Origin of the sequence: Streptomyces sp. NPDC003720, assembly GCF_042875075.1 — a bacterium.
Classification (GTDB): Bacteria; Actinomycetota; Actinomycetes; order Streptomycetales; family Streptomycetaceae; genus Streptomyces.
On the sequence record NZ_JBIANZ010000010.1, the window covers coordinates 332393 to 355522 of the forward strand.

Here is a 23130-nt window from a genome sequence, read left to right on the forward strand (position 1 = left end):
CAGGCCCTCCCGTACCGACACAACGAAGGACGATCGTGCTCATTGCCGGGTTCCCCGCCGGGGCCTGGGGGACGAACTGTTATCTCGTCGCCCCCGCCGCCGGTGAGGAGTGCGTGATCATCGACCCGGGCCACCAGGCCGCCGACGGAGTCGAGGAAGCGCTGAAGAAGCATCGGCTCAAGCCCGTCGCCGTCGTCCTCACCCACGGCCACATCGATCATGTGGCCTCGGTCGTCCCCGTGTGCGGCGCGCACGACGTACCGGCCTGGATCCACCCGAGCGACCGGTACATGATGAGCGACCCCGAGAAGGCGCTCGGCCGCTCCTTCGGCATGCCGCTCATGGGCGAGCTGACCGTGGGCGAGCCGGACGACGTCCGGGAGCTGACCGACGGCGCGCTGCTCGAACTGGCCGGCCTCACGTTCTCCGTCGCGCACGCACCGGGCCATACCAAGGGGTCGGTGACGTTCCGGATGCCCGAGACCGCGGACATCCCGCAGGTCTTCTTCTCCGGGGATCTGCTGTTCGCCGGCTCCGTAGGACGCACCGACCTGCCGGGTGGCTCCATGGAGGACATGCTCGACTCGCTGGCACGCGTGTGCCTGCCGCTCGAGGACTCCACCGTGGTGCTGTCCGGCCACGGCCCCCAGACGACCATCGGCCAGGAGCGCGCCACCAACCCCTATCTGCGGCAGGTGGCGGCCGGCCAGGGAGCCCTCCAGGCTCCCCGACGAGGAATGTGACGAGAGACTTCCGTGAGCACCTTCCAGGCCCCCAAGGGCACCTACGACCTGATCCCGCCGGTCTCCGCGACCTACCTGGCGGTCCGTGAGGCGATCGCGGCCCCGCTGCGCGACTCCGGCTACGGCTACGTCGAGACCCCCGGCTTCGAGAACGTCGAGCTGTTCGCGCGCGGTGTCGGCGAGTCCACCGACATCGTCACCAAGGAGATGTACGCCTTCGAGACCAAGGGCGGCGACCGGCTCGCCCTGCGCCCCGAGGGCACGGCGTCCGTGCTGCGCGCCGCCCTGGAGGCCAACCTGCACAAGGCGGGCAACCTCCCGGTCAAGCTCTGGTACTCCGGCTCGTACTACCGCTACGAGCGCCCGCAGAAGGGCCGTTACCGCCACTTCTCCCAGGTCGGCGCCGAGGCGATCGGCGCCGAGGACCCGGCGCTGGACGCCGAGCTGATCATCCTGGCCGACCAGGCCTACCGCTCGCTCGGCCTGCGCGACTTCCGCATCCTGCTGAACAGCCTGGGCGACAAGGAGTGCCGTCCGGTGTACCGGGCCGCGCTGCAGGAGTTCCTGCGCGCCCTCGACCTGGACGAGGACACCCGCCGCCGCGTCGAGATCAACCCGCTCCGGGTCCTCGACGACAAGCGGGAGTCGGTGCAGAAGCAGCTGACCGGCGCGCCGCTGCTGCGCGACTACCTGTGCGACGCCTGCAAGGCGTACCACGAGGAGGTCCGCGAGCTGCTCACCGCGGCGGGCGTGGCCTTCGAGAACGACCCGAAGCTGGTCCGCGGCCTGGACTACTACACCCGGACCACCTTCGAGTTCGTGCACGACGGCCTCGGCTCCCAGTCCGCGGTCGGCGGCGGCGGCCGCTACGACGGCCTGTCCGAGATGATCGGCGGCCCCGCGCTGCCGTCGGTGGGCTGGGCCCTGGGCGTCGACCGCACGGTCCTCGCCCTGGAGGCCGAGGGCATCACGCTCGACCTGCCGTCCACGACCAGCGTCTACGCCGTCCCGCTCGGCGAGGAGGCCCGCCGGGTGCTGTTCGCCAAGGTCACCGAGCTGCGCAGGCTCGGGGTCGCGGCGGACTTCGCCTACGGTGGCAAGGGACTGAAGGGCGCGATGAAGAACGCCAACCGCAGCGGCGCCCGGTACGCGATCGTCGCCGGCGAGCGGGATCTCGCCGAGGGCGTGGTGCAGCTCAAGGACATGGAGTCCGGCGAGCAGACGGCGGTCGGCGTGAACGAGATCGTGGCGGAACTGGAGTCACGGCTCGGCTGAGCGCACACGCGCGTGGGCGCCGGAGACTCCCCGACGGGGGGTGTCCGGCGCCCTTGCCGTTTCCGGCGCGGCCGCCGCCCCGGGCCGAACGAACGGCGCCGGTCATACGTACATCCTTATGCGGAGCGAACGGTGAGGCCCCGCACGCGTGCGGCAGAATGAGGCTTGCCCGAAGAAGGTCCACCTCTCGAGTGACGGAATCGGCGTGATGAGCAAGACGACAGTCAAGGACGTCTCCAGCGAGCCCGGGTCCGGGCAGTCCGCCCGCGGACCGCGCACGGAGGGCGGCAGCCGCGCCTTCGCCATCCTGCTCGTGATCACCGGCGCCGCGGGGCTGCTGGCCGCCTGGGTCATCACGCTCGACAAGTTCAAGATCCTCGAGGCCAAGGTCGCCGGCAAGACCTTCACCCCGGGCTGCAGCCTCAACCCGGTGGTGTCCTGCGGCAGCGTGATGGAGAGCAAGCAGGCCGCCGCCTTCGGCTTCCCCAACCCGATGCTCGGCCTGGTCTGCTACGGCATCGTCGTCTGCGTCGGCGTGAGCCTGCTGGCCCGCGCCCGCTTCCCGCGCTGGTACTGGCTGACCTTCAACTTCGGCACGCTCTTCGGCGTCGCCTTCTGCACCTGGCTGCAGTTCCAGTCCCTGTACCGGATCAACGCGCTCTGCCTGTGGTGCTCGCTGGCCTGGGTCGCCACGATCGTCATGTTCTGGTACGTGACCTCGTTCAACGTCCGCAACGACTTCCTGCCCTCCCCGCGCTGGCTGAAGTCCTTCTTCGGCGAGTTCACCTGGGTCGTACCGGTCCTGCACGTCGGCGTCATCGGCATGCTGGTGCTCACCCGCTGGTGGGACTTCTGGACGAGCTGACGGCCGGCCGACCGCCCCGCCGGACTGTCGGTGCGGTGATTTAGGGTTTCTGCGTGGAGCCCGACCTGTTCACCGCCGCAGCAGAAGAACGCCAGGAGAAGGACCCCGCCGCCAGCCCCCTGGCGGTGCGGATGCGCCCGCGCACCCTCGACGAGGTGGTGGGCCAGCAGCACCTGCTCAAGCCAGGCTCGCCCCTGCGCCGGCTGGTGGGCGAGGGCGCAGACCAGAATGGCGGGGCCGCGGGCCCCTCCGGCAAGGGCGGTGGTGGGAGACGGGCGGGACCCGCCGGACCGTCCTCGGTGATCCTCTGGGGCCCGCCCGGCACCGGCAAGACGACCCTCGCGTACGTCGTCTCCAAGGCCACCGACAAGCGCTTCGTGGAACTGTCGGCCATCACCGCGGGCGTCAAGGAGGTCCGCGCGGTCATCGATGGCGCCCGCCGCGCCACCGGCGGCTTCGGCAAGGAGACCGTCCTCTTCCTGGACGAGATCCACCGCTTCAGCAAGGCCCAGCAGGACTCCCTGCTCCCCGCGGTCGAGAACCGCTGGGTGACCCTGATCGCGGCGACCACCGAGAACCCGTACTTCTCGGTGATCTCCCCGCTGCTGTCCCGCTCCCTGCTGCTCACCCTCGAACCGCTCACCGACGACGACGTCCGCGGGCTGCTCGAGCGGGCCCTCACCGACGAGCGCGGCCTGGGGGACGCCGTCTCCCTGCCCGACGACACCGCGGACCACCTCCTGCGCATCGCCGGCGGCGACGCCCGCCGCGCTCTGACCGCGCTGGAGGCCGCCGCCGGAGCCGCCCTGGACCAGGGCGAGAGCGAGATCAGCCTGCGGACGCTCGAGCAGACCGTCGACCGCGCCGCGGTGAAGTACGACCGCGACGGCGACCAGCACTACGACGTCGCCAGCGCCCTGATCAAGTCCATCCGGGGCTCCGACGTCGACGCCGCGCTGCACTACCTGGCCCGCATGATCGAGGCCGGCGAGGACCCGCGGTTCATCGCCCGCCGGCTGATGATCTCCGCGAGCGAGGACGTCGGCCTCGCCGACCCGAACGCCCTGCCCATCGCGGTCGCCGCCGCGCAGGCCGTCGCCATGATCGGCTTCCCGGAGGCCGCGCTCACCCTCAGCCACGCCACCATCGCCCTCGCGCTCGCCCCCAAGTCCAACGCCGCCACCACCGCCATCGGCGCCGCGCTGGAGGACGTGCGCAAGGGACAGGCGGGCCCCGTCCCGCCGCACCTGCGGGACGGGCACTACAAGGGCGCGGCCAAGCTCGGCCACGCCCAGGGCTACGTGTACCCGCACGACCTGCCCGAGGGCATCGCGGAGCAGCAGTACGCCCCGGACGCCCTCAAGGACCGCGCGTACTACACGCCGACCCGGCACGGAGCGGAAGCCCGGTACGCGGACGCGGTGGAGTGGACGCGCAAGCACCTCGGTCGCAAGCGGTCCTGAGCAGCCTGTAGACTGCCCCGAAGTGCTGAGTCCCGCGCAGTCAGAGCGGGACAGCCAGCCGGAGACCCGGTCCTTCGCGGACCGGCTCCAGGAGCGTCGCGCACCGTCGAACGGTGTCGCGGGCAGCCCACCACCACCCGGAAGCCCGGGAGCGGTCGGTGGGCCACTCGCGTGCTGCACGTATGTGCCCAGATCAGGGGAGCGGCTGCCCGGCAGGGTCCCACGCGGACCAGGCGGGTTTCCCCGGCTGCGGATGCGACCTCCCTCAACCCTGACAAGCCGAAAACCAGGAAAGAGAAACAGACAGTGGCGAACCAGTCCCGCCCCAAGGTCAAGAAGTCGCGTGCCCTCGGCATCGCGCTGACCCCGAAGGCCGTCAAGTACTTCGAGGCCCGCCCCTACCCGCCGGGTGAGCACGGCCGCGGCCGCAAGCAGAACTCGGACTACAAGGTCCGTCTGCTCGAGAAGCAGCGTCTGCGCGCGCAGTACGACGTGTCCGAGCGCCAGCTCGTCCGCGCCTACGAGCGTGCCTCCAAGGTCCAGGGCAAGACCGGTGAGGCCCTGATCATCGAGCTCGAGCGCCGTCTCGACGCGCTGGTCCTGCGTTCGGGCATCGCCCGCACGATCTACCAGGCCCGCCAGATGGTCGTCCACGGCCACATCCAGGTCAACGGCCAGAAGGTCGACAAGCCGTCCTTCCGCGTCCGTCCGGACGACGTCGTGCAGGTCCGCGACCGCTCCAAGGACAAGACGCTCTTCCAGGTCGCCCGCGAGGGTGGTTTCGCCCCCGACGGTGAGACCCCGCGCTACCTGCAGGTGAACCTCAAGGCCCTGGCGTTCCGCCTGGACCGCGAGCCGAACCGCAAGGAGATCCCGGTGATCTGCGACGAGCAGCTCGTCGTCGAGTACTACGCCCGCTGATCCCCGTCACGGCGTAGGCACTCCGCCCGCCGCCTCCCCGCCCTTCCGGGTGCGGGAGGCGGCGGGTTCGCGTTTCCCGGCCTCTCCGCGCGCGTGCGGCACCGGCCCGCGCGGGCCGGGCACCGTGTACGGCGGCCGTTCCCCCTCGTGCGCCAGCGCCCGCGCCACGGCCGCCTCCCGGTCCAGCCGGGCCCCTTCGGCCAGCAGCTCCCCGTACCGCTCGTCGCCGAGCGCCCGCCGGGCCGCCGCCTCGCACAGCTCGTGCGGGGCGTTGTAGTGCGCCGAGCCGAACAGCGGCAGCCCGACCGACGGCCACAACCGGCCCGCCGCCCCCTGCAGGACCGCCGCCTCGGCCGGATCGCCCTGGGACAACGTCACCAGGGCCAGCAGCTCCAGCGACAGCACCGAGCCGAGCAGGTCGTGGAAGGCGTGCGCGTCGCCCAGGCAGTCCACGAGCAGCTCCCGCGCCCGGCGGTGGTCCCCGCCCCGCCAGGACGCGTACGCCAGCACGTACAGCGCGTACGAGCGGGCCCAGTGCTCGCCGTGGTCCTCGCACACCCGGCGCACGTCCTCGCACAGCCGTACCGCGTCCGCCAGGTCGCCCTGGAACGCCCGCGCCATCGCCAGCTCCACCTGGCTCATCAGGACGTTGCTGTTCAGCTCGCCGATCTCCCGGTACCGCCCGAGCGCCGAGCGCAGCAGCCGCTCCGCCCGCGCCAGGTCGTCCGTCACCAGCGCCAGACAGCCGGTGCGGTGCTCCGCGTACGCCACCGCCGCGCCGTCCGCGATCAGCTCCGCCCGCTCCCGGCACTCCCGCAGCGCCGCGAGCGCCGGCACGGTGTCGCCCTGGAGGACCGCCACGTAGCCGAGTACCCACAGCGCCTTCAGCCGCGACCGCTCGTACCCCGAGTCCAGTTCCACGCTGCGCTCCAGCCAGCGCCGCCCCTCCGACAGCCGCCCGCAGCCCGCCCAGCAGAACCAGAGCGAGCCCGCCAGGTACTGGCCCAGGTGCGCCTCCTCCGGCTCGGTGAGGCAGAACTCCAGGGCGGCCCGCAGGTTCGGCAGCTCCGCCCGGACCCGCGCGGCCACCTCCCGCTGCCGCGGCGAGAACCAGTCCAGCTCGCACATCGTCGCCAGCCCCAGGCACCAGTCGCGGTGCCGTCGCCGCAGCCGGGCCGTGTCCCCGGCGGCCTCCAGCCAGTCGGCGCCGTAGGCCCGAACGGTGTCCAGCATCCGGTAGCGGGGGCCCGTCGCCGTCTCCTCCCGGGTCACCAGCGACTGGGCGAGCAGTTCCGACAGCACGTCCAGGACGTCCCCGGCGGGCAGTCCGTCCCCGCTGCACACGTACTCGGCCGCGTCCAGGTCGAAGGTCCCCGCGAACATCGACAGCCGCGCCCACAGCAGCCGTTCGGCCGCGGTGCACAGCTCGTGGCTCCAGCCGATCGCCGTGCGCAGCGCCCGGTGCCGCGGCAGGGCGTCCCGGCCGCCGCCGGTCAGCAGCCGGAACCGGTCGTCGAGACGCTCGAGCAACTGGGCCGGGGACAGCGCCCGCAGCCGTCCCGCGGCCAGCTCCACCGCCAGCGGGATCCCCTCCAGACGCAGGCACAGCTCCCGGACCGCCGGGCAGTCCGCCACCTCGGCGCCGTGCTGCCGGGCCCGGTCGGCGAACAGCTCCACCGCCTCGTCCGTGCCGAGCGGCGCCAGCGGGAACAGGCACTCGCCCGCCAGCCCCAGCGGGCGCCGTCCCACGGCCAGCACCCGCAGCTCCGGGAGCTTGCGCAGCAGCTCCGCCACCAGCCCGGCGCAGGCCTCCACGAGATGCTCGAACCCGTCCAGCACCAGCAGGAAGCGGCGGCCCGCGAGATGGCCGAGCAGCGACTCGCGCGGCGGCCGCGTGGTGTGGTCGGTCAGGCCCAGCGCCTCCGTGACCGCGTATTCGACGAACAGCGGGTCCTGGACCGGCGCGAGCTCGACCCGGGCCACCCCGTCCGCGGGCGCCGACCGCACCGCGGCGTGCCACGCGAGCCGGGACTTGCCCACCCCGCCGGCGCCGGTCACCGTCACCAGCCGGGCCGCCGCCATCGCCTCGGCCAGCCCGCCGAGTTCGGCCGAGCGCCCGATGAAGGCGGTGAGTTCCAGGGGCGGATCGCCGTCCGCGCAGGGGCCGGGGCGCTGAGGACCTCGCATGGGACACGGAGCGTACTGAACCGTGTTCATTCCGTACAATCGCTTCCCGCGACTCCACCCGCCGCCGGCGCTAATCCGGTACGGAGCCCCACCACCGGCGCGATAGGCTCGGTGCACTGCTTTTCTCATGGTTCCGATGTTCAGAGCACGTACAGGGAGCGGGTGCGCACAGTGTCCGGTGGAGAGGTGGCCGGGATCCTGGTGGCCGTCTTCTGGGCGATCCTGGTCTCCTTCCTCGCCGTCGCACTGGTGAGGGTGGCCCAGACGCTCAAGGCGACCACCAAGCTCGTGGCGGAGGTGACCGACCAGGCCGTCCCGCTGCTCGCGGACGCCTCCGCGGCCGTGCGCTCCGCGCAGACCCAGATCGACCGGGTGGACGCGATCGCCTCCGACGTCCAGGAGGTCACGTCGAACGCCTCCGCGCTCTCCACCACCGTCGCCTCCACCTTCGGCGGCCCGCTGGTCAAGGTCGCGGCCTTCGGCTACGGCGTGCGCCGGGCCCTGGGCGGCCGCCGGGAGGACGCGCCCGCGAGGCAGCCCCGGCGTACGGTGATCGTGGGCCGCACGGTTCCCGCCGCACGACGCAAGCGGAAGAAGGACTGAGACCCAGCGATGTTCCGCCGTACGTTCTGGTTCACCTCGGGCGTCGCCGCCGGTGTGTGGGCCACCACCAAGGTCAACCGCAAGCTGAGGCAGCTGACTCCGGAGAGCCTCGCCGCCACCGCGGCCAACAAGGCCCTGGAGACCGGCCGGAGACTGAAGGACGGCGCGGTCGGCTTCGCGCTCGACGTCCGCCACAACATGGCCCAGCGGGAGGCCGAGCTGGGGGAGGCGCTGGGCATCGACGCCGACCCCGAACTCCCCGCGCCCGGGCGGTACGCCGCCCTGGAGAACGACCGCAGCAACCCGAAGTACGTCGAGAACACGACGTACTCGTACAACCGGAATGAGGACCACTGATGGAGTCGGCCGAGATTCGCCGCCGCTGGCTGAGCTTCTTCGAGGAGCGCGGGCACACCGTCGTCCCTTCGGCGTCGCTCATCGCGGACGACCCGACTCTGCTCCTCGTCCCCGCCGGCATGGTGCCCTTCAAGCCCTACTTCCTGGGTGAGGTCAAGCCCCCCTTCGCGCGCGCCACCAGCGTGCAGAAGTGCGTGCGCACGCCCGACATCGAAGAGGTCGGCAAGACCACCCGGCATGGCACGTTCTTCCAGATGTGCGGCAACTTCTCCTTCGGCGACTACTTCAAGGAAGGCGCCATCAAGTACGCCTGGGAGCTGCTCACCTCGCCCCAGGACAAGGGCGGTTACGGCCTCGACCCCGAGCGCCTGTGGATCACCGTCTACAAGGACGACGACGAGGCCGAGCGCATCTGGCACGAGGTCGTCGGCGTGCCCAAGGAGCGCATCCAGCGCCTGGGCATGAAGGACAACTACTGGTCCATGGGCGTCCCCGGCCCCTGCGGCCCCTGCTCCGAGATCAACTACGACCGCGGCCCCGAGTTCGGCGCCGAGGGCGGCCCCGCCGTCAACGACGAGCGGTACGTGGAGATCTGGAACCTCGTCTTCATGCAGTACGAGCGCGGCGAGGGCACCGGCAAGGACAACTTCGAGATCCTCGGCGAACTGCCGAGCAAGAACATCGACACCGGCCTCGGCCTCGAGCGGCTCGCCATGATTCTGCAGGGCGTGCAGAACATGTACGAGATCGACACCTCCATGGCCGTGATCGACAAGGCCACCGAGCTGACCGGCGTGGCCTACGGCGACGCGCACGACTCGGACGTCTCGCTGCGCGTGGTCACCGACCACATGCGCACCGCCACCATGCTCATCGGCGACGGCGTCACCCCGGGCAACGAGGGCCGCGGCTACGTGCTGCGCCGCATCATGCGCCGCGCCATCCGCAACATGCGCCTGCTCGGCGCCACCGGCCCGGTCGTCAAGGACCTGATCGACGTCGTCATCGGCATGATGGGCCAGCAGTACCCGGAGCTGGTCACCGACCGCGAGCGCATCGAGAAGGTCGCCCTCGCCGAGGAGAACGCCTTCCTGAAGACGCTGAAGGCCGGCACCAACATCCTCGACACTGCCGTCACCGAGACCAAGCAGTCCGGCGGCACCGTCCTCTCCGGCGACAAGGCGTTCCTGCTCCACGACACCTGGGGCTTCCCGATCGACCTCACCCTGGAGATGGCCGCCGAGCAGGGCCTCTCCGTGGACGAGGACGGCTTCCGCCGCCTGATGAAGGAGCAGCGGGAGCGCGCCAAGGCCGACGCCCAGGCCAAGAAGACCGGCCACGCCGACATGGGCGCCTACCGGGAGATCGCCGACGCCGCCGGGGCCACCGACTTCATCGGCTACACCGACACCGAAGGCGAGACCACGATCGTCGGCATCCTCGTGGACGGCGTCTCCTCGCCGGCCGCCACCGAGGGCGACGAGGTCGAGATCGTCCTCGACCGCACCCCGTTCTACGCCGAGGGCGGCGGCCAGATCGGTGACACCGGCCGGATCAAGGTCGACTCCGGCGCCGTGATCGAGGTCCGCGACTGCCAGAAGCCGGTCCCGGGCGTCTACGTCCACAAGGGCGTCGTCCAGGTCGGCGAGGTGACCGTCGGCGCCAAGGCCCACGCCTCGATCGACTCCCGCCGCCGCAAGGCCATCGCCCGCGCCCACTCGGCCACGCACCTGACCCACCAGGCGCTGCGCGACGCCCTCGGCCCGACGGCCGCCCAGGCCGGTTCCGAGAACCAGCCGGGCCGCTTCCGCTTCGACTTCGGCTCCCCGGCCGCCGTCCCGACGGCCGTCATGACCGACGTCGAGCAGAAGATCAACGAGGTGCTCGCCCGCGACCTCGACGTGCACGCCGAGGTCATGGGCATCGACGACGCCAAGAAGCAGGGCGCCATCGCCGAGTTCGGCGAGAAGTACGGCGAGCGCGTCCGTGTGGTGACCATCGGCGACTTCTCCAAGGAGCTGTGCGGCGGCACGCACGTGCACAACACCGCCCAGCTGGGCCTGGTCAAGCTGCTCGGCGAGTCGTCGATCGGCTCGGGCGTGCGGCGTATCGAGGCCCTGGTCGGCGTGGACGCCTACAACTTCCTCGCCCGTGAGCACACCGTGGTCGCCCAGCTCCAGGAGCTGGTCAAGGGCCGCCCGGAGGAGCTTCCGGAGAAGATCTCCGCCATGCTCGGCAAGCTGAAGGACGCCGAGAAGGAGATCGAGAAGTTCCGCGCCGAGAAGGTGCTGCAGGCCGCCGCCGGTCTCGCCGAGTCCGCCCGGGACGTCCGCGGGGTCGCGGTCGTCACCGGGCAGGTCCCCGACGGCACCACCCCCGACGACCTGCGCAAGCTGGTCCTCGACGTGCGCGGCCGCATCCAGGGCGGCCGGGCAGCCGTGGTCGCCCTGTTCACGGTGAACAACGGCAAGCCGCTGACCGTCATCGCCACCAACGAGGCCGCCCGCGAGCGCGGCCTCAAGGCCGGCGACCTGGTCCGCACCGCCGCCAAGACGCTCGGCGGCGGCGGTGGCGGCAAGCCGGACGTCGCTCAGGGCGGCGGCCAGAACCCGGCCGCGGTCGGCGAGGCCGTGGACGCCGTCGAGCGGCTCGTCGCCGAGACCGCGAAGTAGGGAAGCGGCCGGACATGCGCAGAGGACGCCGGCTCGCGATCGACGTCGGGGACGCCCGGATCGGGGTCGCCTCGTGCGACCCCGACGGGATCCTCGCCACCCCGGTGGAGACCGTCCCGGGCCGGGACGTCCCCGCCGCCCACCGCCGGCTGCGGCAGCTGGTGGAGGAGTACGAGCCGATCGAGGTCGTGGTCGGACTCCCTCGCTCCCTCAAGGGGGGCGAGGGTCCGGCCGCCGCCAAGGTCCGCGGCTTCGTCCAGGAGCTGGCCAAGGGCATCGCACCGGTGCCGGTCCGCCTGGTGGACGAGCGGATGACGACCGTGACGGCCAGTCAGGGACTGCGCGCCTCGGGGGTGAAATCCAAGAAGGGCCGCTCCGTGATCGACCAGGCCGCCGCCGTCATCATTCTGCAGCAGGCCCTGGAATCCGAACGGGTGTCAGGTAAAGCACCCGGCGAGGGCGTCGAAGTGGTCATCTGATCGCGATACGGTAACGTTCCGCGCGATGCGGCGGTGTTCGAACAGCCACCGCACAGCAAGAGGCGGAACGGGATCCGGCCCCGGCCGCACGACCGTCCGCCTCGCGGCTCTAGGGGATCGATGACTGAGTATGGCCGGGGCCCTGGCTCCGAACCGTGGCATCCGGAGGACCCGTTGTACGGGGACGGCGGATGGAGAGGGCAGGAGACCCACGCGGGTCAGCAGTCCCTCTACGACGGCCAGGCGCAGCAGCAGTACCCGCAGCAGCCGCAGCACGGCGACTGGACCCAGGGCGGCCTGCCCGGTCAGGGTCAGCAGCAGTACCCGTACCACCCCGGGCAGGACCAGCAGCAGTACGGCCACCAGTACCCCGGCCAGGACCAGCAGTACGCCGCGCACACCCAGCAGCAGTACCAGCACCAGGGCGTCTGGAACACGAGCGGCGCCCAGGGCCAGGTGCCGTACCCGCCCGATCCCGGCGACCCGTACGGCCAGCAGCCCGCGGCCTACGGCGCGCAGCAGCACGACTTCTACCGCACCGAGGACGCCTACCCGCCGCCCGAGCCGCCCGGCCGCCGGCGTCCCGAACCGGAACCGGAACCCGCGGCCGACGAGGAGGAGCACGCCTTCTTCTCGGGCGAGGACGACGGGGACGACGCCGAGCACGAACTGCAGAGCAGGCGTGAGCGCCGGGGCAAGGGCAAGAAACCCGTCAAGGGCAAGAAGCGGCGCAACGGCTGCGCCTGCCTGGTCGTCTGCCTGGTGTTCGGCGGCGGCCTCGGCGGGGCCGGCTATTTCGGCTGGAAGTTCTACCAAAATCGTTTCGCCCCGGCTCCCGACTACACGGGCCAGGGGACCAGCGAGAGCGTGACCGTCGAGATCCCCAAGGGCGCCGGCGGCTGGGAGATCGGGCGGCGGCTGAAGGAAGCGGGCGTGGTCAAGAGCGCCGACGCTTTCGTGAGCGCCCAGGGGCAGAACCCCAAGGGGGACACCATCCAGGCCGGCGCGTACCTCCTGAAGAAGGAGATGTCCGCCGCCAGCGCCGTGCAGCTCATGCTGGACCCGAGGAGCCAGAGCAACGTGCTCGTCAAGCCCGGCGAGCGCAACGCGCAGGTCTACCAGGCCATCGACAAACAGCTCGGTGTCTCCGCCGGCACCACCAAGAAGGTCGCCAAGGCGCAGTACAAGAACCTCGGCCTGCCGAGCTGGGCGCAGAACAGCGGCTCCGTCCAGGACCCGCTTGAGGGCTTCCTCTGGCCGGCCACCTACCCGGCCGCCAAGGGCATGAAGCCCGAGGCGGTCCTGAAGCAGATGGTCGCCCAGTCCAAGCAGAAGTACGCCCCGTACAACCTTCCCGCGAAGGCGAAGGAGCTCGGCCTGAAGAACGCGTTCGAGCTGCTCACGGTCGCGAGCCTGGTCCAGGCGGAGGGCAAGACGCACGACGACTTCCGCAAGATGGCGGAGGTGGTCTACAACCGTCTCAAGCCCACCAACACCGAGACCAACCAGCTGCTGCAGTTCGACTCGACGTACAACTACCTCAAGGGCACGAGCAACATCCATATCTCCGAGAAGGAGATCAACAGCGACCGCAGCCCGTACAACACCTACACCAACAAGGGACTTCCGCCCGGTCCGATCGGAAATCCCGGCGAGGACGCGCTGCGGGCGACGCTGAATCCGACGCACGAAGGCTGGATGTACTTCGTGGCGACCGACGGTGTGGACAACACGGAATTCGCCCGGACGAACGCGGAATTCGAAAAGCTCAAGGAAAAATTCAATGCCTCCTCGGGCAACTGACGCCCGCCGGGCCGCCGTGCTCGGTTCGCCCATCGCCCACTCGCTCTCCCCGGTGCTGCACCGGGCGGCCTACGAGGCGCTCGGGCTCGGCGGCTGGTCGTACGACCGGTTCGAGATCGACGAGGCCGCCCTGCCCGGCTTCCTCGACGGACTCGGACCGGAGTGGGCGGGGCTGTCGCTGACCATGCCGCTCAAGCGGGCGGTCATCCCGCTGGTGGACGAGATCAGCGACACGGCCGCCGCCGTCGACGCGGTCAACACGGTCGTGCTCACCGAGGACGGCCGCCGCCTCGGCGACAACACCGACATCCCGGGCATGGTGGCCGCGCTGCGCGAACACGGCATCGAGGAGGTCGACTCGGCGGCGATCCTCGGCGCCGGCGCCACCGCGTCGTCCGCGCTCGCCGCGCTGTCCCGGATCTGCACCGGCGAGGTGGTCGCCTACGTGCGCAGCGAGGCCCGCGCCGCCGAGATGCGGCAGTGGGGCGAACGGCTCGAGGTGGACGTCCGCACGGCGGACTGGGCCGACGCCGAGCAGGCGCTGCGCGCCCCGCTGGTGATCGCCACCACCCCGGCCGGCACCACCGACGCCCTCGCCGCAGCCGTGCCCGAGCGTCCCGCAACCCTGTTCGACGTGCTGTACGACCCCTGGCCGACCGAGCTGGCGGCCCGCTGGTCCATGTTCGGCGGCGCGGTGGTCGGCGGTCTCGACCTGCTCGTCCACCAGGCCGTCCTGCAGGTCGAGCGGATGACCGGCCGCTCCCCGGCGCCCCTGGAGGCCATGCGGCACGCCGGCGAGAAGGCGCTCGCCGGGCGCTGACCGGCCGCTTCCGCGTCCACGCCGCGTCCGCCTGCTGGACCGGCCGCCGGATCAGGGCGCCGGACGTGGGAGGATCGGTGGTGGCGGGCCGGGGTCGCGCACCCGGTCGCGTCGTCGCCGTACGCGAGGACACGCGTACCCAGGGCAGTACCGGGCGCGAACACTGAGGAGCACCGTTGAGCAGGCTGCGTTGGCTGACCGCGGGGGAGTCCCACGGTCCCGCACTTGTCGCGACGCTGGAGGGGCTTCCCGCCGGCGTGCCGATCACCACGGAGATGGTGGCGGACCACCTGGCGCGGCGGCGGCTCGGCTATGGCCGCGGTGCGCGGATGAAGTTCGAGCGGGACGAGGTCACCTTCCTCGGCGGCGTCCGGCACGGCCTCACCCTCGGCTCTCCGGTCGCGATCATGGTGGGCAACACCGAGTGGCCCAAGTGGGAGCAGGTCATGGCGGCCGACCCGGTCGACCCCGAGATCCTGGACGGGCTCGCGCGCAACGCGCCGCTGACCCGGCCCCGGCCCGGCCACGCCGACCTCGCCGGCATGCAGAAGTACGGCTTCGACGAGGCCCGCCCGATCCTGGAGCGCGCCTCCGCCCGCGAGACCGCCGCCCGCGTGGCACTGGGCGCGGTCGCCCGGTCGTACCTGAAGGAGACGGCGGGCATCGAGATCGTCTCCCACGTGGTCGAGCTGGCCTCCGCCAAGGCGCCGCACGGTGTGTACCCGACGCCGGCCGACGTCGAGCGGCTGGACGCCGACCCGGTGCGCTGCCTGGACGCCGACGCCTCGAAGGCGATGGTCGCCGAGATCGACCAGGCCCACAAGGACGGCGACACCCTCGGCGGCGTGGTGGAGATCCTGGCCTACGGCGTGCCCGTGGGCCTCGGCTCGCACGTGCACTGGGACCGCAAGCTGGACGCGCGCCTCGCCGGCGCGCTCATGGGCATCCAGGCCATCAAGGGTGTCGAGATCGGCGACGGCTTCGAACTCGCGCGCGTGCCGGGTTCCAAGGCGCACGACGAGATCGTGCGCACCGACGAGGGCATCCGGCGCGTGTCCGGCCGCTCCGGCGGCACCGAGGGCGGTCTGACCACCGGCGAGCTGCTGCGGGTGCGGGCCGCGATGAAGCCGATCGCGACCGTGCCGCGGGCCCTGCAGACGGTGGACGTGGCGACCGGCGAGGCCGCCCAGGCGCACCACCAGCGCTCCGACGTGTCCGCCGTGCCGGCCGCGGGCATCGTCGCCGAGGCGATGGTCGCCCTCGTCCTCGCGGACGCGGTGGCGGAGAAGTTCGGCGGCGACTCGGTGGCCGAGACCAGCCGCAACGTCCGGTCGTACCTCGAGAACCTGCGGATCCGGTGAGCGCGATGCCTGCCGTCGTGCTCGTCGGTCCCATGGGCGTGGGCAAGTCCACCGTGGGCCGGCTGCTGGCCGAGCGGCTCGGAACCGGGTTCCGGGACACCGACGAGGACATCGTGGCGGCCGAGGGGCGGACCATCGCCGACATCTTCGTGGAGGAGGGCGAGCCCGCCTTCCGCGCCCTCGAGAAGCGGGCGGTGCACAGCGCCGTCGCCGCCCACGAGGGAGTCCTCGCGCTCGGCGGCGGAGCCGTCCTCGACCCGGACACCCGGGCGCTGCTCGCCGGGCACCGGGTGGTCTACCTCTCCATGGACGTGGAGGAGGCCGTCAGGCGCACCGGCCTCAACGTGGCCCGCCCGCTGCTCGCGGTCAACCCGCGCAAGCAGTGGCGCGAGCTGATGGAGGCGCGGCGGCACCTGTACGAGGAGGTCGCCACCGCGGTTGTGGCGACGGACGGCCGCACTCCCGAAGAGGTCACCCAAGCGGCGCTGGACGCACTGGAGTTGAAGGAAGCATGAGCGAGTCAGTCACCCGGATCCAGGTCGCCGGCAGCGCCGGCACCGACCCCTACGAGGTGCTGATCGGCCGGCAGCTCCTGGGCGAGCTGGCCGGGCTGATCGGCACCTGGGCCAGGCGGGTGGCGGTGATCCACCCGGAGGCGCTGGCCGAGACCGGCGACGCGCTCCGCGCCGACCTGGCCGAGCAGGGCTTCGAGGCCGTCGCCGTCCAGGTGCCGAACGCCGAGGAGGCCAAGACCGCCGAGGTCGCGGCCTACTGCTGGAAGGCGCTCGGCCAGTCCGGCTTCACCCGCACCGACGTCATCGTCGGCGTCGGCGGCGGCGCGACCACCGACCTCGCCGGGTTCGTGGCCGCGACCTGGCTGCGCGGGGTGCGCTGGATCGCGATCCCGACCACCGTGCTCGCCATGGTGGACGCGGCGGTCGGCGGCAAGACCGGCATCAACACCGCCGAGGGCAAGAACCTGGTGGGCGCCTTCCACCCGCCGGCCGGTGTGCTCTGCGACCTCGCCGCGCTGGACTCCCTCCCGGTCAACGACTACGTGTCCGGGCTCGCCGAGGTCATCAAGGCCGGCTTCATCGCCGACCCGGTGATCCTCGACCTCATCGAGTCCGACCCGGAGGCCGCCCGGACCCCGGCGGGACCGCACACGGCCGAGCTGATCGAGCGTTCGATCCGGGTGAAGGCCGAGGTGGTCTCCTCCGACCTGAAGGAGACGGGCCTGCGGGAGGTCCTCAACTACGGCCACACCCTCGGTCACGCCATCGAGAAGAACGAGCGCTACAAGTGGCGGCACGGCGCCGCGGTCGCGGTCGGCATGCACTTCGCCGCCGAACTCGGCCGTCTGGCGGGCCGGTTGGACGACGCGACGGCAGACCGTCACCGGACCGTCCTCGAAGCGGTCGGCCTGCCGCTGCACTACCGCTACGACCAGTGGCCCAAGCTGCTGGAGACGATGAAGGTCGACAAGAAGTCCCGCGGCGACCTGCTGCGGTTCATCGTGCTCGACGGACTGGCCAGGCCGACCGTGCTGGAGGGCCCGGACCCGGCGGTCCTGCTCGCCGCCTACGGAGAAGTGGGCCAGTAGGCACCGACCTGTACCACTGCGTCCGACTCCCCTCGAGGAACGGGCACTTCGCACCGCCCCCGGCCGTTGCACGTAACGACGGCCGGGGGCGGTACCGTTCGGGTGGGAGTCACTCCCACGCCCTCTAGGCTGTGGGGGAGAGCGGGCTCCGCACCCGCCTGCCAGTGCCAGATGCGCGTACGAGACGGAGTGGCGACGGATGCAGCACGCAGTGGGGTCTCCGCTGCCACCGCCCCATGAGCAGGGGCGGGGACCACACGCCGGCTGGGCGTCGGCCGCGCACCATCCGGGAGCCCCGCAGGGTCCCGCACCCGTGCCTCCGCCGCCACCCGGATATCCGGGAACCGGAGCGGGAGCCGTGCCGCCGTCGGGGCCCGTTCCGCCGTCCGGCCCGATGCCCCCTGAGGCGCCCGTGCCCCCGTCCGGCCCCATGCCCCCTGCGGCGCCCGTGCCGCCGCCGCACGCTCAGCCTCCCGCTCCGCGGCACGCCCCCGCGCCGCCGCCTCCGGAGACCACCGGCCATCTGCCGCTGCCGCCCGGCGGCCTCGTCGGCGTGCCGCCGGCCTCCGCGCCCGCGCCCGACCCGGCGGCGACCACCCTGGCCGTCCTGCTGATCGGCCCGGCGGGCGCCGGCAAGACCAGCGTCGCCAAGTACTGGGCGGACCACCGGCGGGTGCCCACGGCCCACATCAGCCTGGACGACGTGCGCGAATGGGTCCGCTCCGGCTTCGCCGACCCCCAGTCGGGCTGGAACGACCATTCCGAGGCCCAGTACCGCCTGGCCCGCCGGACCTGCGGCTTCGCCGCCCGCAACTTCCTGGCCAACGGCATCTCCTGCATCCTCGACGACGCCGTCTTCCCGGACCGGCCGGTCGTGGGTCTCGGCGGCTGGAAGCGCCACGTCGGCCCCGGCCTGCTCCCCGTCGTGCTGCTCCCGGGCCTCGACATCGTCCTGGAGCGCAACGCCGAGCGCTCCGGCAACCGCCGCCTCACCGACGAGGAGGTGGCCAGGATCCACGGCCGCATGGCGGGCTGGTACGGCTCGGGTCTGCCGATCATCGACAACTCCCAGCTGGACGTCCCCGGCACGGCCCGTCTGCTGGACGAGGTCCTCGTCCGGGCGATGGCCAGCCCGCCGAGCTGGTGACCGGCGGCAGCGCCCCCTCCGGGCCCCACTCGGCCCCACCCAACCGGCACAAATCGCCCGGAACTCCTACGCTCGTCTCATGTCAGAGGTGCACGCGACCCGCCGATCCCGCCTGAGGGAGCGCTGCAACGCGGCCGGCGCCCCCGCCGCCCTGGTCAGCCGCCCCGCCAATGTGCGTTACCTGGCGGGCGCCGCGCCCCAGGGCGCCGTCCTGCTGCTCGGCGGGCAGGAGGATCTCCTGGTGTGCGCCGCACCCCCGGAGGACCGCCCCGCCGACGGGCGGCCCGACGAGAGCGTGCGCCTGCACGTCCTCGACTCGCCCGGAGGCGACGCGGCGGTCGCCGCGGCCGGCCTCGCCGACGCCCAGGGCTGCGACGCCCTGGCCGTGGAGGAGCACGACCTCACCGTGGCCCGCTACCGGGCCCTGTCCTCCGTCGCGCCGCGGCTGCGCCTGGCCGACCTCGGCGGAGCCGTCGAGCAGCTCCGGGTCGTCAAGGACGAGGAGGAGATCTCCTGCCTCCGCATCGGCGCCGAGATCGCCGACCAGGCCCTCGGAGAACTGCTGGAGTCCATCCTGGTCGGCCGCACCGAGCGGCACCTCGCCCTGGAGCTGGAGCGCCGGCTGGTCGACCACGGCGCCGACGGGCCGGCCTTCCCCACCTCGGTCGCCACCGGGCCCAACTCGGGCCGGCGTGGGCACCGGCCCACCGACCGGCGGGTGGAGGAGGGCGACTTCCTCTCGGTCTGCCTGGGCGCCACCTACCGGGGGTACCGCTGCGAGATCGGCCGCACGTTCGTCATCGGCACCTCGCCCGCCGACTGGCAGATCGAGCTCTACGACCTGGTCTTCTCCGCCCAGCGGGCCGGACGGGAGTCCCTGATGCCGGGCGCCGCGTTCCGCGAGGTGGACCGCGCGGCCCGCCAGGTGCTGGACTCCGCGGGCTATGCGGAGGCACTGCCACCGCTGACCGGACACGGTGTCGGACTCGAAATCGACGAGGACCCGCAGCTGGCCCCCGCCGCCATGGGTAAACTGGACGCTTGCGTGCCAGTCACCGTCGAACCGGGGGTCCACCTTCCGGGCCGGGGCGGTGTCCGGATCGATGACACGCTCGTCGTGCGCCCAGAGGCGGACGGCGGACCCGAGCTACTCACCATCACGACCAAGGAGCTGCTCGCGCTGTAGGAGTGCGTGCCCCGGGGTCGTACGTCAGTCCAGGAGATTCCGCAACCGTGGCTTCCACGAACGACCTCAAGAACGGCCTGGTGCTCAAGCTCGAAGGCGGCCAGCTCTGGTCCGTCGTCGAGTTCCAGCACGTCAAGCCCGGCAAGGGCCCGGCATTCGTGCGCACCAAGCTCAAGAACGTGCTCTCCGGCAAGGTCGTCGACAAGACCTTCAACGCCGGTGTCAAGGTCGAGACGGCCACTGTCGACAAGCGCGACATGCAGTTCTCGTACATGGACGGCGAGTACTTCGTCTTCATGGACATGGAGACCTACGACCAGCTGATGGTCGACCGCAAGGCCGTCGGCGACGCCGCCAACTTCCTGATCGAGGGCTTCACCGCCACCGTCGCCCAGCACGAGGGCGAGGTGCTCTTCGTCGAGCTGCCGGCCGCCGTCGAGCTGGTCGTGCAGGAGACCGAGCCCGGCGTCCAGGGCGACCGCTCCACCGGCGGCACCAAGCCCGCCACCCTGGAGACCGGCCACCAGATCCAGGTCCCGCTCTTCATCACCACCGGTGAGAAGATCAAGGTCGACACCCGCACCAGCGACTACCTCGGCCGGGTGAACAGCTAACCGTGGCTGCCCGCAACACGGCCCGCAAGCGCGCCTTCCAGATCCTCTTCGAGGGCGACCAGCGTGGGGCCGACGTCCTCACGGTCCTCGCGGACTGGATCCGGCTCTCCCGGTCCGACACCCGGCAGCCGCCGGTGAGCGAGTACACGATGCAGCTCGTCGAGGGCTACGCCGAGCACGCGAAGCGGATCGACGAGCTGATCGCGACGTACGCGGTGGACTGGACCCTGGACCGGATGCCGGTGGTGGACCGGAACATCCTGCGCCTGGGCGCCTACGAGCTGATCTGGGTGGACGGGACCCCGGACGCCGTCGTCCTGGACGAGATGGTGCAGCTGGCGAAGGAGTTCTCCACGGACGAGTCCCCCTCGTTCGTCAACGGCCTCCTGGGCCGGCTGAAGGAGCTCAAGCCGTCGCTGCGCCGGGACGAGGCGTAGACGCACGACGGAAGCCACAGGGCCCGCGGTGAGCGATCGCCGCGGGCCCTGTGGCGCGTCATACCCGGGCCTCCCCGGGAAGCCGTGAGGAGGCTCAGGAGGGCCTCAGGGGGCGCAATGAAACCGCCGGGGTGGCTGGAACCGTAGAGTTCCGGCCACCCCGGCGGCACGTTTCTGCTGAGGCGTTCCGCGGCTCAGGCGTCTTCGTGGGTCGCCACGGCGCGGCGCGCGTCCGCGTCCAGGACACCCCAGCTGATCAGCTGCTCGGTGAGGACCGAGGGGGACTGGTCGTAGATGACGGCGAGTGTGCGCAGGTCGTCCTGGCGGATCGAGAGCACCTTGCCGTTGTAGTCGCCGCGCTGGGACTGGATCGTCGCCGCGTAGCGCTGCAGCGGGCCCGCCTTCTCGGCCGGCACACCGGCCAGCCGCTCCAGGTCGAGGACCAGCTTCGGCGGCGGCTCGGCGGCGCCGCCCGGCGTGGTGCCCGGCAGCAGTTCCTGCACCGGGACGCCATAGAAATCGGCCAGCTCGGCCAGCCGCTGCACGGTCACGGCACGGTCGCCGCGCTCGTAGGAACCGACCACCACGGCCTTCCAGCGCCCCTGGGACTTCTCCTCGACACCGTGGAGGGAAAGGCCCTGCTGGGTGCGGATGGCCCGGAGCTTGGCCCCGAGCTGTTTGGCGTATTCGCTGGACATATAGCTCCCCGGCACTGTGTCGACGCGGTCGGCTGTGATTTCCGCCGCGCGGCTGGTAACTCACTGTGAGGTTACGCAGCGTGACTCTTGCGCGTCAAGCCGAATGGTCCACCCCGACTCTTCCGTTCCGGTGGTGGCCGGTTACGCCGTACGGGTGATCGAGGACTCCGGGGGACCTGCTACGGTGGATGGCGCAAATCCGACGTCCTTTAAGGTCCGTCCCGTGAGGCGGAGAAGGAGGTCCGTTTCGTATGGACACACACGCAAGCCCCTCCGCGTCCGATGCGCGGCCCGTGCTCGAGGGCCCCGACATCGCACGCGTCCTGACCCGCATCGCCCACGAGATCGTCGAACGCGCCAAGGGCGCCGACGACGCGGTGCTCCTCGGCATTCCGACCCGGGGGGTCTTCCTCGCCCAGCGGCTCGCCGCCAAGCTGGAGCAGATCACCGACCGCAAGGTCCCCGTCGGCTCGCTCGACATCACCATGTACCGCGACGACCTGCGCATGCACCCGCCGCGTGCGCTGGCCCGCACCGAGATCCCCGGTGACGGCATCGACGGCAAGCTGGTCGTCCTCGTCGACGACGTGCTCTTCTCCGGCCGCACCATCCGCGCCGCCCTCGACGCCCTGAACGACATCGGGCGCCCGCGCGCCGTGCAGCTCGCGGTCCTGGTCGACCGCGGCCACCGCGAACTGCCCATCCGCGCGGACTATGTCGGCAAGAACCTCCCCACGTCGCTGCGGGAGACGGTCAAGGTCCAGCTCGCCGAGGAGGACGGTCGCGACACCGTGCTGCTCGGCGTGAAGCCCTCCGGCCAGTAGCGCACCCGGCGTACGGCCGCCCCGGCGCGCCCGTGCACGCACCGGCCTGCCCCGAATCTCCCTGTATGAACTGCCTTACGGAGCCTGACAGATGCAGCGTCATCTCATCTCGGCCGCCGACCTCTCCCGCGACGACGCCGTCCTGATCCTCGACACCGCTGAGGAGATGGCCCGGGTCGCCGACCGGCCGATCAAGAAACTGCCGACCCTGCGCGGCCGCACGATCGTCAACCTTTTCTTCGAGGACTCCACCCGCACCCGGATCTCCTTCGAGGCCGCCGAGAAGCGGCTGTCCGCGGATGTCATCAACTTCTCCGCCAAGGGGTCGTCGGTCTCCAAGGGCGAGTCCCTGAAGGACACCGCCCAGACCCTGGAGGCGATGGGCGTCGACGCCGTCGTCATCCGGCACGGCGCCTCCGGCGCCCCCTACCGCCTGGCCACCTCCGGCTGGATCGACGCCGCCGTGGTCAACGCAGGCGACGGCACCCACCAGCACCCCACCCAGGCCCTGCTGGACGCGTTCACCATGCGCCGCCGGCTGATCGGCCGGGACGCCGGCCTCGGCCAGGACCTGAGCGGCAAGCGGATCACCATCGTCGGCGACGTCCTGCACAGCCGGGTCGCCCGCTCCAACGTCGACCTGCTGCACACCCTCGGCGCCGAGGTCACCCTGGTCGCCCCGCCCACCCTCGTGCCGGTCGGCGTCGAGACCTGGCCCTGCGAGGTGTCCTACGACCTCGACAGCACGCTGCCGAAGTCCGACGCGGTGATGATGCTGCGGGTCCAGCGCGAGCGCATGAACGCCGCCTTCTTCCCCACCGAGCGCGAGTACTCGCGGCGCTACGGCCTGGACGGCGAGCGCATGGCGAAGATGCCCGAGCACGCCATCGTGATGCACCCCGGCCCGATGGTCCGCGGCATGGAGATCACCGCGGAGGTCGCCGACTCCGACCGCTGCACCGTCGTCGAGCAGGTCGCCAACGGCGTCTCCATCCGGATGGCCGTCCTGTACCTGCTGCTCGGCGGCAACGAGCCCGCCCTGACCCAAGCCCGCACCGCGGAGGAGAAGTAA

22 protein-coding genes are annotated in these 23130 nt (G+C 71.7%); 20 read left to right on the plus strand and 2 right to left on the minus strand.

Annotated elements, in window-relative coordinates:
- Positions 1–35: 35 nt before the first annotated feature.
- From ACFYU0_RS27805 to rpsD, 5 genes are all read left to right on the plus strand, one after another.
- A complete protein-coding gene (locus ACFYU0_RS27805) occupies positions 36–743 on the plus strand; it encodes an MBL fold metallo-hydrolase (protein ID WP_389304780.1) in 708 nt (235 codons plus the stop codon).
- 12 nt (positions 744–755) lie between these two features.
- Positions 756–2018, plus strand: a complete 1263-nt coding sequence (gene hisS / locus ACFYU0_RS27810; protein WP_351663902.1) for a histidine--tRNA ligase — start codon at positions 756–758, stop codon at positions 2016–2018.
- Between the two features lie 208 nt (positions 2019–2226).
- Positions 2227–2883 (plus strand): vitamin K epoxide reductase family protein, encoded by a 657-nt coding sequence (locus tag ACFYU0_RS27815; RefSeq protein ID WP_389304781.1) that lies wholly within the window; start codon positions 2227–2229, stop codon positions 2881–2883.
- 53 nt (positions 2884–2936) lie between these two features.
- On the plus strand, positions 2937–4346 hold the full coding sequence (locus ACFYU0_RS27820; protein ID WP_351663900.1) for a replication-associated recombination protein A: 1410 nt from the start codon (positions 2937–2939) through the stop codon (positions 4344–4346).
- Positions 4347–4652: 306 nt separating this feature from the next.
- Complete coding sequence (gene rpsD, locus ACFYU0_RS27825) at positions 4653–5267, plus strand: 30S ribosomal protein S4 (RefSeq protein WP_108957064.1); 615 nt, start codon at positions 4653–4655, stop codon at positions 5265–5267.
- A 6-nt stretch (positions 5268–5273) separates the two neighbouring features.
- Here the strand turns inward: rpsD and ACFYU0_RS27830 are convergent, their stop codons facing one another.
- Positions 5274–7454, minus strand: coding sequence for an ATP-binding protein (locus tag ACFYU0_RS27830; RefSeq protein ID WP_389304782.1), 2181 nt, complete (start codon positions 7452–7454; stop codon positions 5274–5276).
- Positions 7455–7616: 162 nt separating this feature from the next.
- On the opposite strand from ACFYU0_RS27830, the gene ACFYU0_RS27835 reads away from it, so the two are divergent.
- The 13 genes from ACFYU0_RS27835 to nusB all read left to right on the plus strand — a co-directional run bounded on the left by ACFYU0_RS27835 (position 7617) and on the right by nusB (position 20536).
- Positions 7617–8057: a DUF948 domain-containing protein gene (locus ACFYU0_RS27835; protein ID WP_351663898.1), complete on the plus strand. Its 441-nt coding sequence runs from the start codon at positions 7617–7619 to the stop codon at positions 8055–8057.
- A 9-nt stretch (positions 8058–8066) separates the two neighbouring features.
- Positions 8067–8414 carry a hypothetical protein gene (locus ACFYU0_RS27840; RefSeq protein WP_351663897.1) on the plus strand — a complete coding sequence of 116 codons (348 nt, stop codon included), beginning with the start codon at positions 8067–8069 and terminating at the stop codon, positions 8412–8414.
- On the plus strand, positions 8414–11086 hold the full coding sequence (gene alaS, locus ACFYU0_RS27845) for an alanine--tRNA ligase (RefSeq protein ID WP_389304783.1): 2673 nt from the start codon (positions 8414–8416) through the stop codon (positions 11084–11086). Before ACFYU0_RS27840 ends, alaS begins: the two co-directional genes overlap by 1 nt.
- Before the next feature lie 14 nt (positions 11087–11100).
- Positions 11101–11565, plus strand: coding sequence for a Holliday junction resolvase RuvX (ruvX, locus tag ACFYU0_RS27850; protein WP_351663895.1), 465 nt, complete (start codon positions 11101–11103; stop codon positions 11563–11565).
- A 120-nt stretch (positions 11566–11685) separates the two neighbouring features.
- Entirely contained in the window at positions 11686–13368 is a 1683-nt protein-coding gene (gene mltG / locus ACFYU0_RS27855) for an endolytic transglycosylase MltG (RefSeq protein WP_389304784.1), read from the plus strand.
- Positions 13349–14188: a shikimate dehydrogenase gene (locus ACFYU0_RS27860; RefSeq protein ID WP_389304785.1), complete on the plus strand. Its 840-nt coding sequence runs from the start codon at positions 13349–13351 to the stop codon at positions 14186–14188. Before mltG ends, ACFYU0_RS27860 begins: the two co-directional genes overlap by 20 nt.
- 176 nt (positions 14189–14364) lie before the next feature.
- Complete coding sequence (gene aroC / locus ACFYU0_RS27865; protein WP_389304786.1) at positions 14365–15549, plus strand: chorismate synthase; 1185 nt, start codon at positions 14365–14367, stop codon at positions 15547–15549.
- Positions 15550–15554: 5 nt separating this feature from the next.
- The gene (locus tag ACFYU0_RS27870) at positions 15555–16064 is read left to right on the plus strand and encodes a shikimate kinase (protein WP_389304822.1); all 510 of its coding nucleotides are present in this window, start codon (positions 15555–15557) and stop codon (positions 16062–16064) included.
- Complete coding sequence (gene aroB / locus ACFYU0_RS27875; RefSeq protein ID WP_389304787.1) at positions 16061–17152, plus strand: 3-dehydroquinate synthase; 1092 nt, start codon at positions 16061–16063, stop codon at positions 17150–17152. The genes ACFYU0_RS27870 and aroB overlap by 4 nt, the downstream gene beginning before the upstream one ends.
- Positions 17153–17351: 199 nt before the next feature.
- The gene (locus tag ACFYU0_RS27880; RefSeq protein WP_389304788.1) at positions 17352–18299 is read left to right on the plus strand and encodes a Pro-rich N-terminal domain-containing protein; all 948 of its coding nucleotides are present in this window, start codon (positions 17352–17354) and stop codon (positions 18297–18299) included.
- A 79-nt stretch (positions 18300–18378) separates the two neighbouring features.
- The gene (locus ACFYU0_RS27885) at positions 18379–19485 is read left to right on the plus strand and encodes an aminopeptidase P family protein (protein ID WP_351663889.1); all 1107 of its coding nucleotides are present in this window, start codon (positions 18379–18381) and stop codon (positions 19483–19485) included.
- A 47-nt stretch (positions 19486–19532) separates the two neighbouring features.
- On the plus strand, positions 19533–20099 hold the full coding sequence (gene efp, locus ACFYU0_RS27890) for an elongation factor P (protein ID WP_037742222.1): 567 nt from the start codon (positions 19533–19535) through the stop codon (positions 20097–20099).
- A gap of 2 nt (positions 20100–20101) precedes the next feature.
- Entirely contained in the window at positions 20102–20536 is a 435-nt protein-coding gene (nusB, locus tag ACFYU0_RS27895) for a transcription antitermination factor NusB (RefSeq protein WP_389304789.1), read from the plus strand.
- A 194-nt stretch (positions 20537–20730) separates the two neighbouring features.
- On the opposite strand, the gene bldD is transcribed toward nusB, so the two are convergent.
- Positions 20731–21234 (minus strand): transcriptional regulator BldD, encoded by a 504-nt coding sequence (bldD, locus tag ACFYU0_RS27900; protein WP_351663887.1) that lies wholly within the window; start codon positions 21232–21234, stop codon positions 20731–20733.
- A 251-nt stretch (positions 21235–21485) separates the two neighbouring features.
- Between bldD and pyrR the strand changes: the two genes are divergently transcribed.
- On the plus strand, positions 21486–22058 hold the full coding sequence (gene pyrR, locus ACFYU0_RS27905) for a bifunctional pyr operon transcriptional regulator/uracil phosphoribosyltransferase PyrR (RefSeq protein WP_351663885.1): 573 nt from the start codon (positions 21486–21488) through the stop codon (positions 22056–22058).
- A 91-nt stretch (positions 22059–22149) separates the two neighbouring features.
- Positions 22150–23130 (plus strand): aspartate carbamoyltransferase catalytic subunit, encoded by a 981-nt coding sequence (locus tag ACFYU0_RS27910; RefSeq protein WP_351663883.1) that lies wholly within the window; start codon positions 22150–22152, stop codon positions 23128–23130.

Coding starts and splice junctions, on each gene's coding strand:
- ACFYU0_RS27815 (WP_389304781.1), top strand. CDS start 2,227: ATGAGCAAGACGACAGTCAAGGACGTCTCCAGCGAGCCCGGGTCCGGG.
- ACFYU0_RS27830 (WP_389304782.1), bottom strand. CDS start 7,454: ATGCGAGGTCCTCAGCGCCCCGGCCCCTGCGCGGACGGCGATCCGCCC.
- alaS (WP_389304783.1), top strand. CDS start 8,414: ATGGAGTCGGCCGAGATTCGCCGCCGCTGGCTGAGCTTCTTCGAGGAG.
- ACFYU0_RS27910 (WP_351663883.1), top strand. CDS start 22,150: ATGCAGCGTCATCTCATCTCGGCCGCCGACCTCTCCCGCGACGACGCC.
- ACFYU0_RS27880 (WP_389304788.1), top strand. CDS start 17,352: ATGCAGCACGCAGTGGGGTCTCCGCTGCCACCGCCCCATGAGCAGGGG.
- ACFYU0_RS27870 (WP_389304822.1), top strand. CDS start 15,555: ATGCCTGCCGTCGTGCTCGTCGGTCCCATGGGCGTGGGCAAGTCCACC.
- aroB (WP_389304787.1), top strand. CDS start 16,061: ATGAGCGAGTCAGTCACCCGGATCCAGGTCGCCGGCAGCGCCGGCACC.
- ruvX (WP_351663895.1), top strand. CDS start 11,101: ATGCGCAGAGGACGCCGGCTCGCGATCGACGTCGGGGACGCCCGGATC.
- ACFYU0_RS27885 (WP_351663889.1), top strand. CDS start 18,379: ATGTCAGAGGTGCACGCGACCCGCCGATCCCGCCTGAGGGAGCGCTGC.
- ACFYU0_RS27860 (WP_389304785.1), top strand. CDS start 13,349: ATGCCTCCTCGGGCAACTGACGCCCGCCGGGCCGCCGTGCTCGGTTCG.
- bldD (WP_351663887.1), bottom strand. CDS start 21,234: ATGTCCAGCGAATACGCCAAACAGCTCGGGGCCAAGCTCCGGGCCATC.
- mltG (WP_389304784.1), top strand. CDS start 11,686: ATGACTGAGTATGGCCGGGGCCCTGGCTCCGAACCGTGGCATCCGGAG.
- pyrR (WP_351663885.1), top strand. CDS start 21,486: ATGGACACACACGCAAGCCCCTCCGCGTCCGATGCGCGGCCCGTGCTC.
- ACFYU0_RS27840 (WP_351663897.1), top strand. CDS start 8,067: ATGTTCCGCCGTACGTTCTGGTTCACCTCGGGCGTCGCCGCCGGTGTG.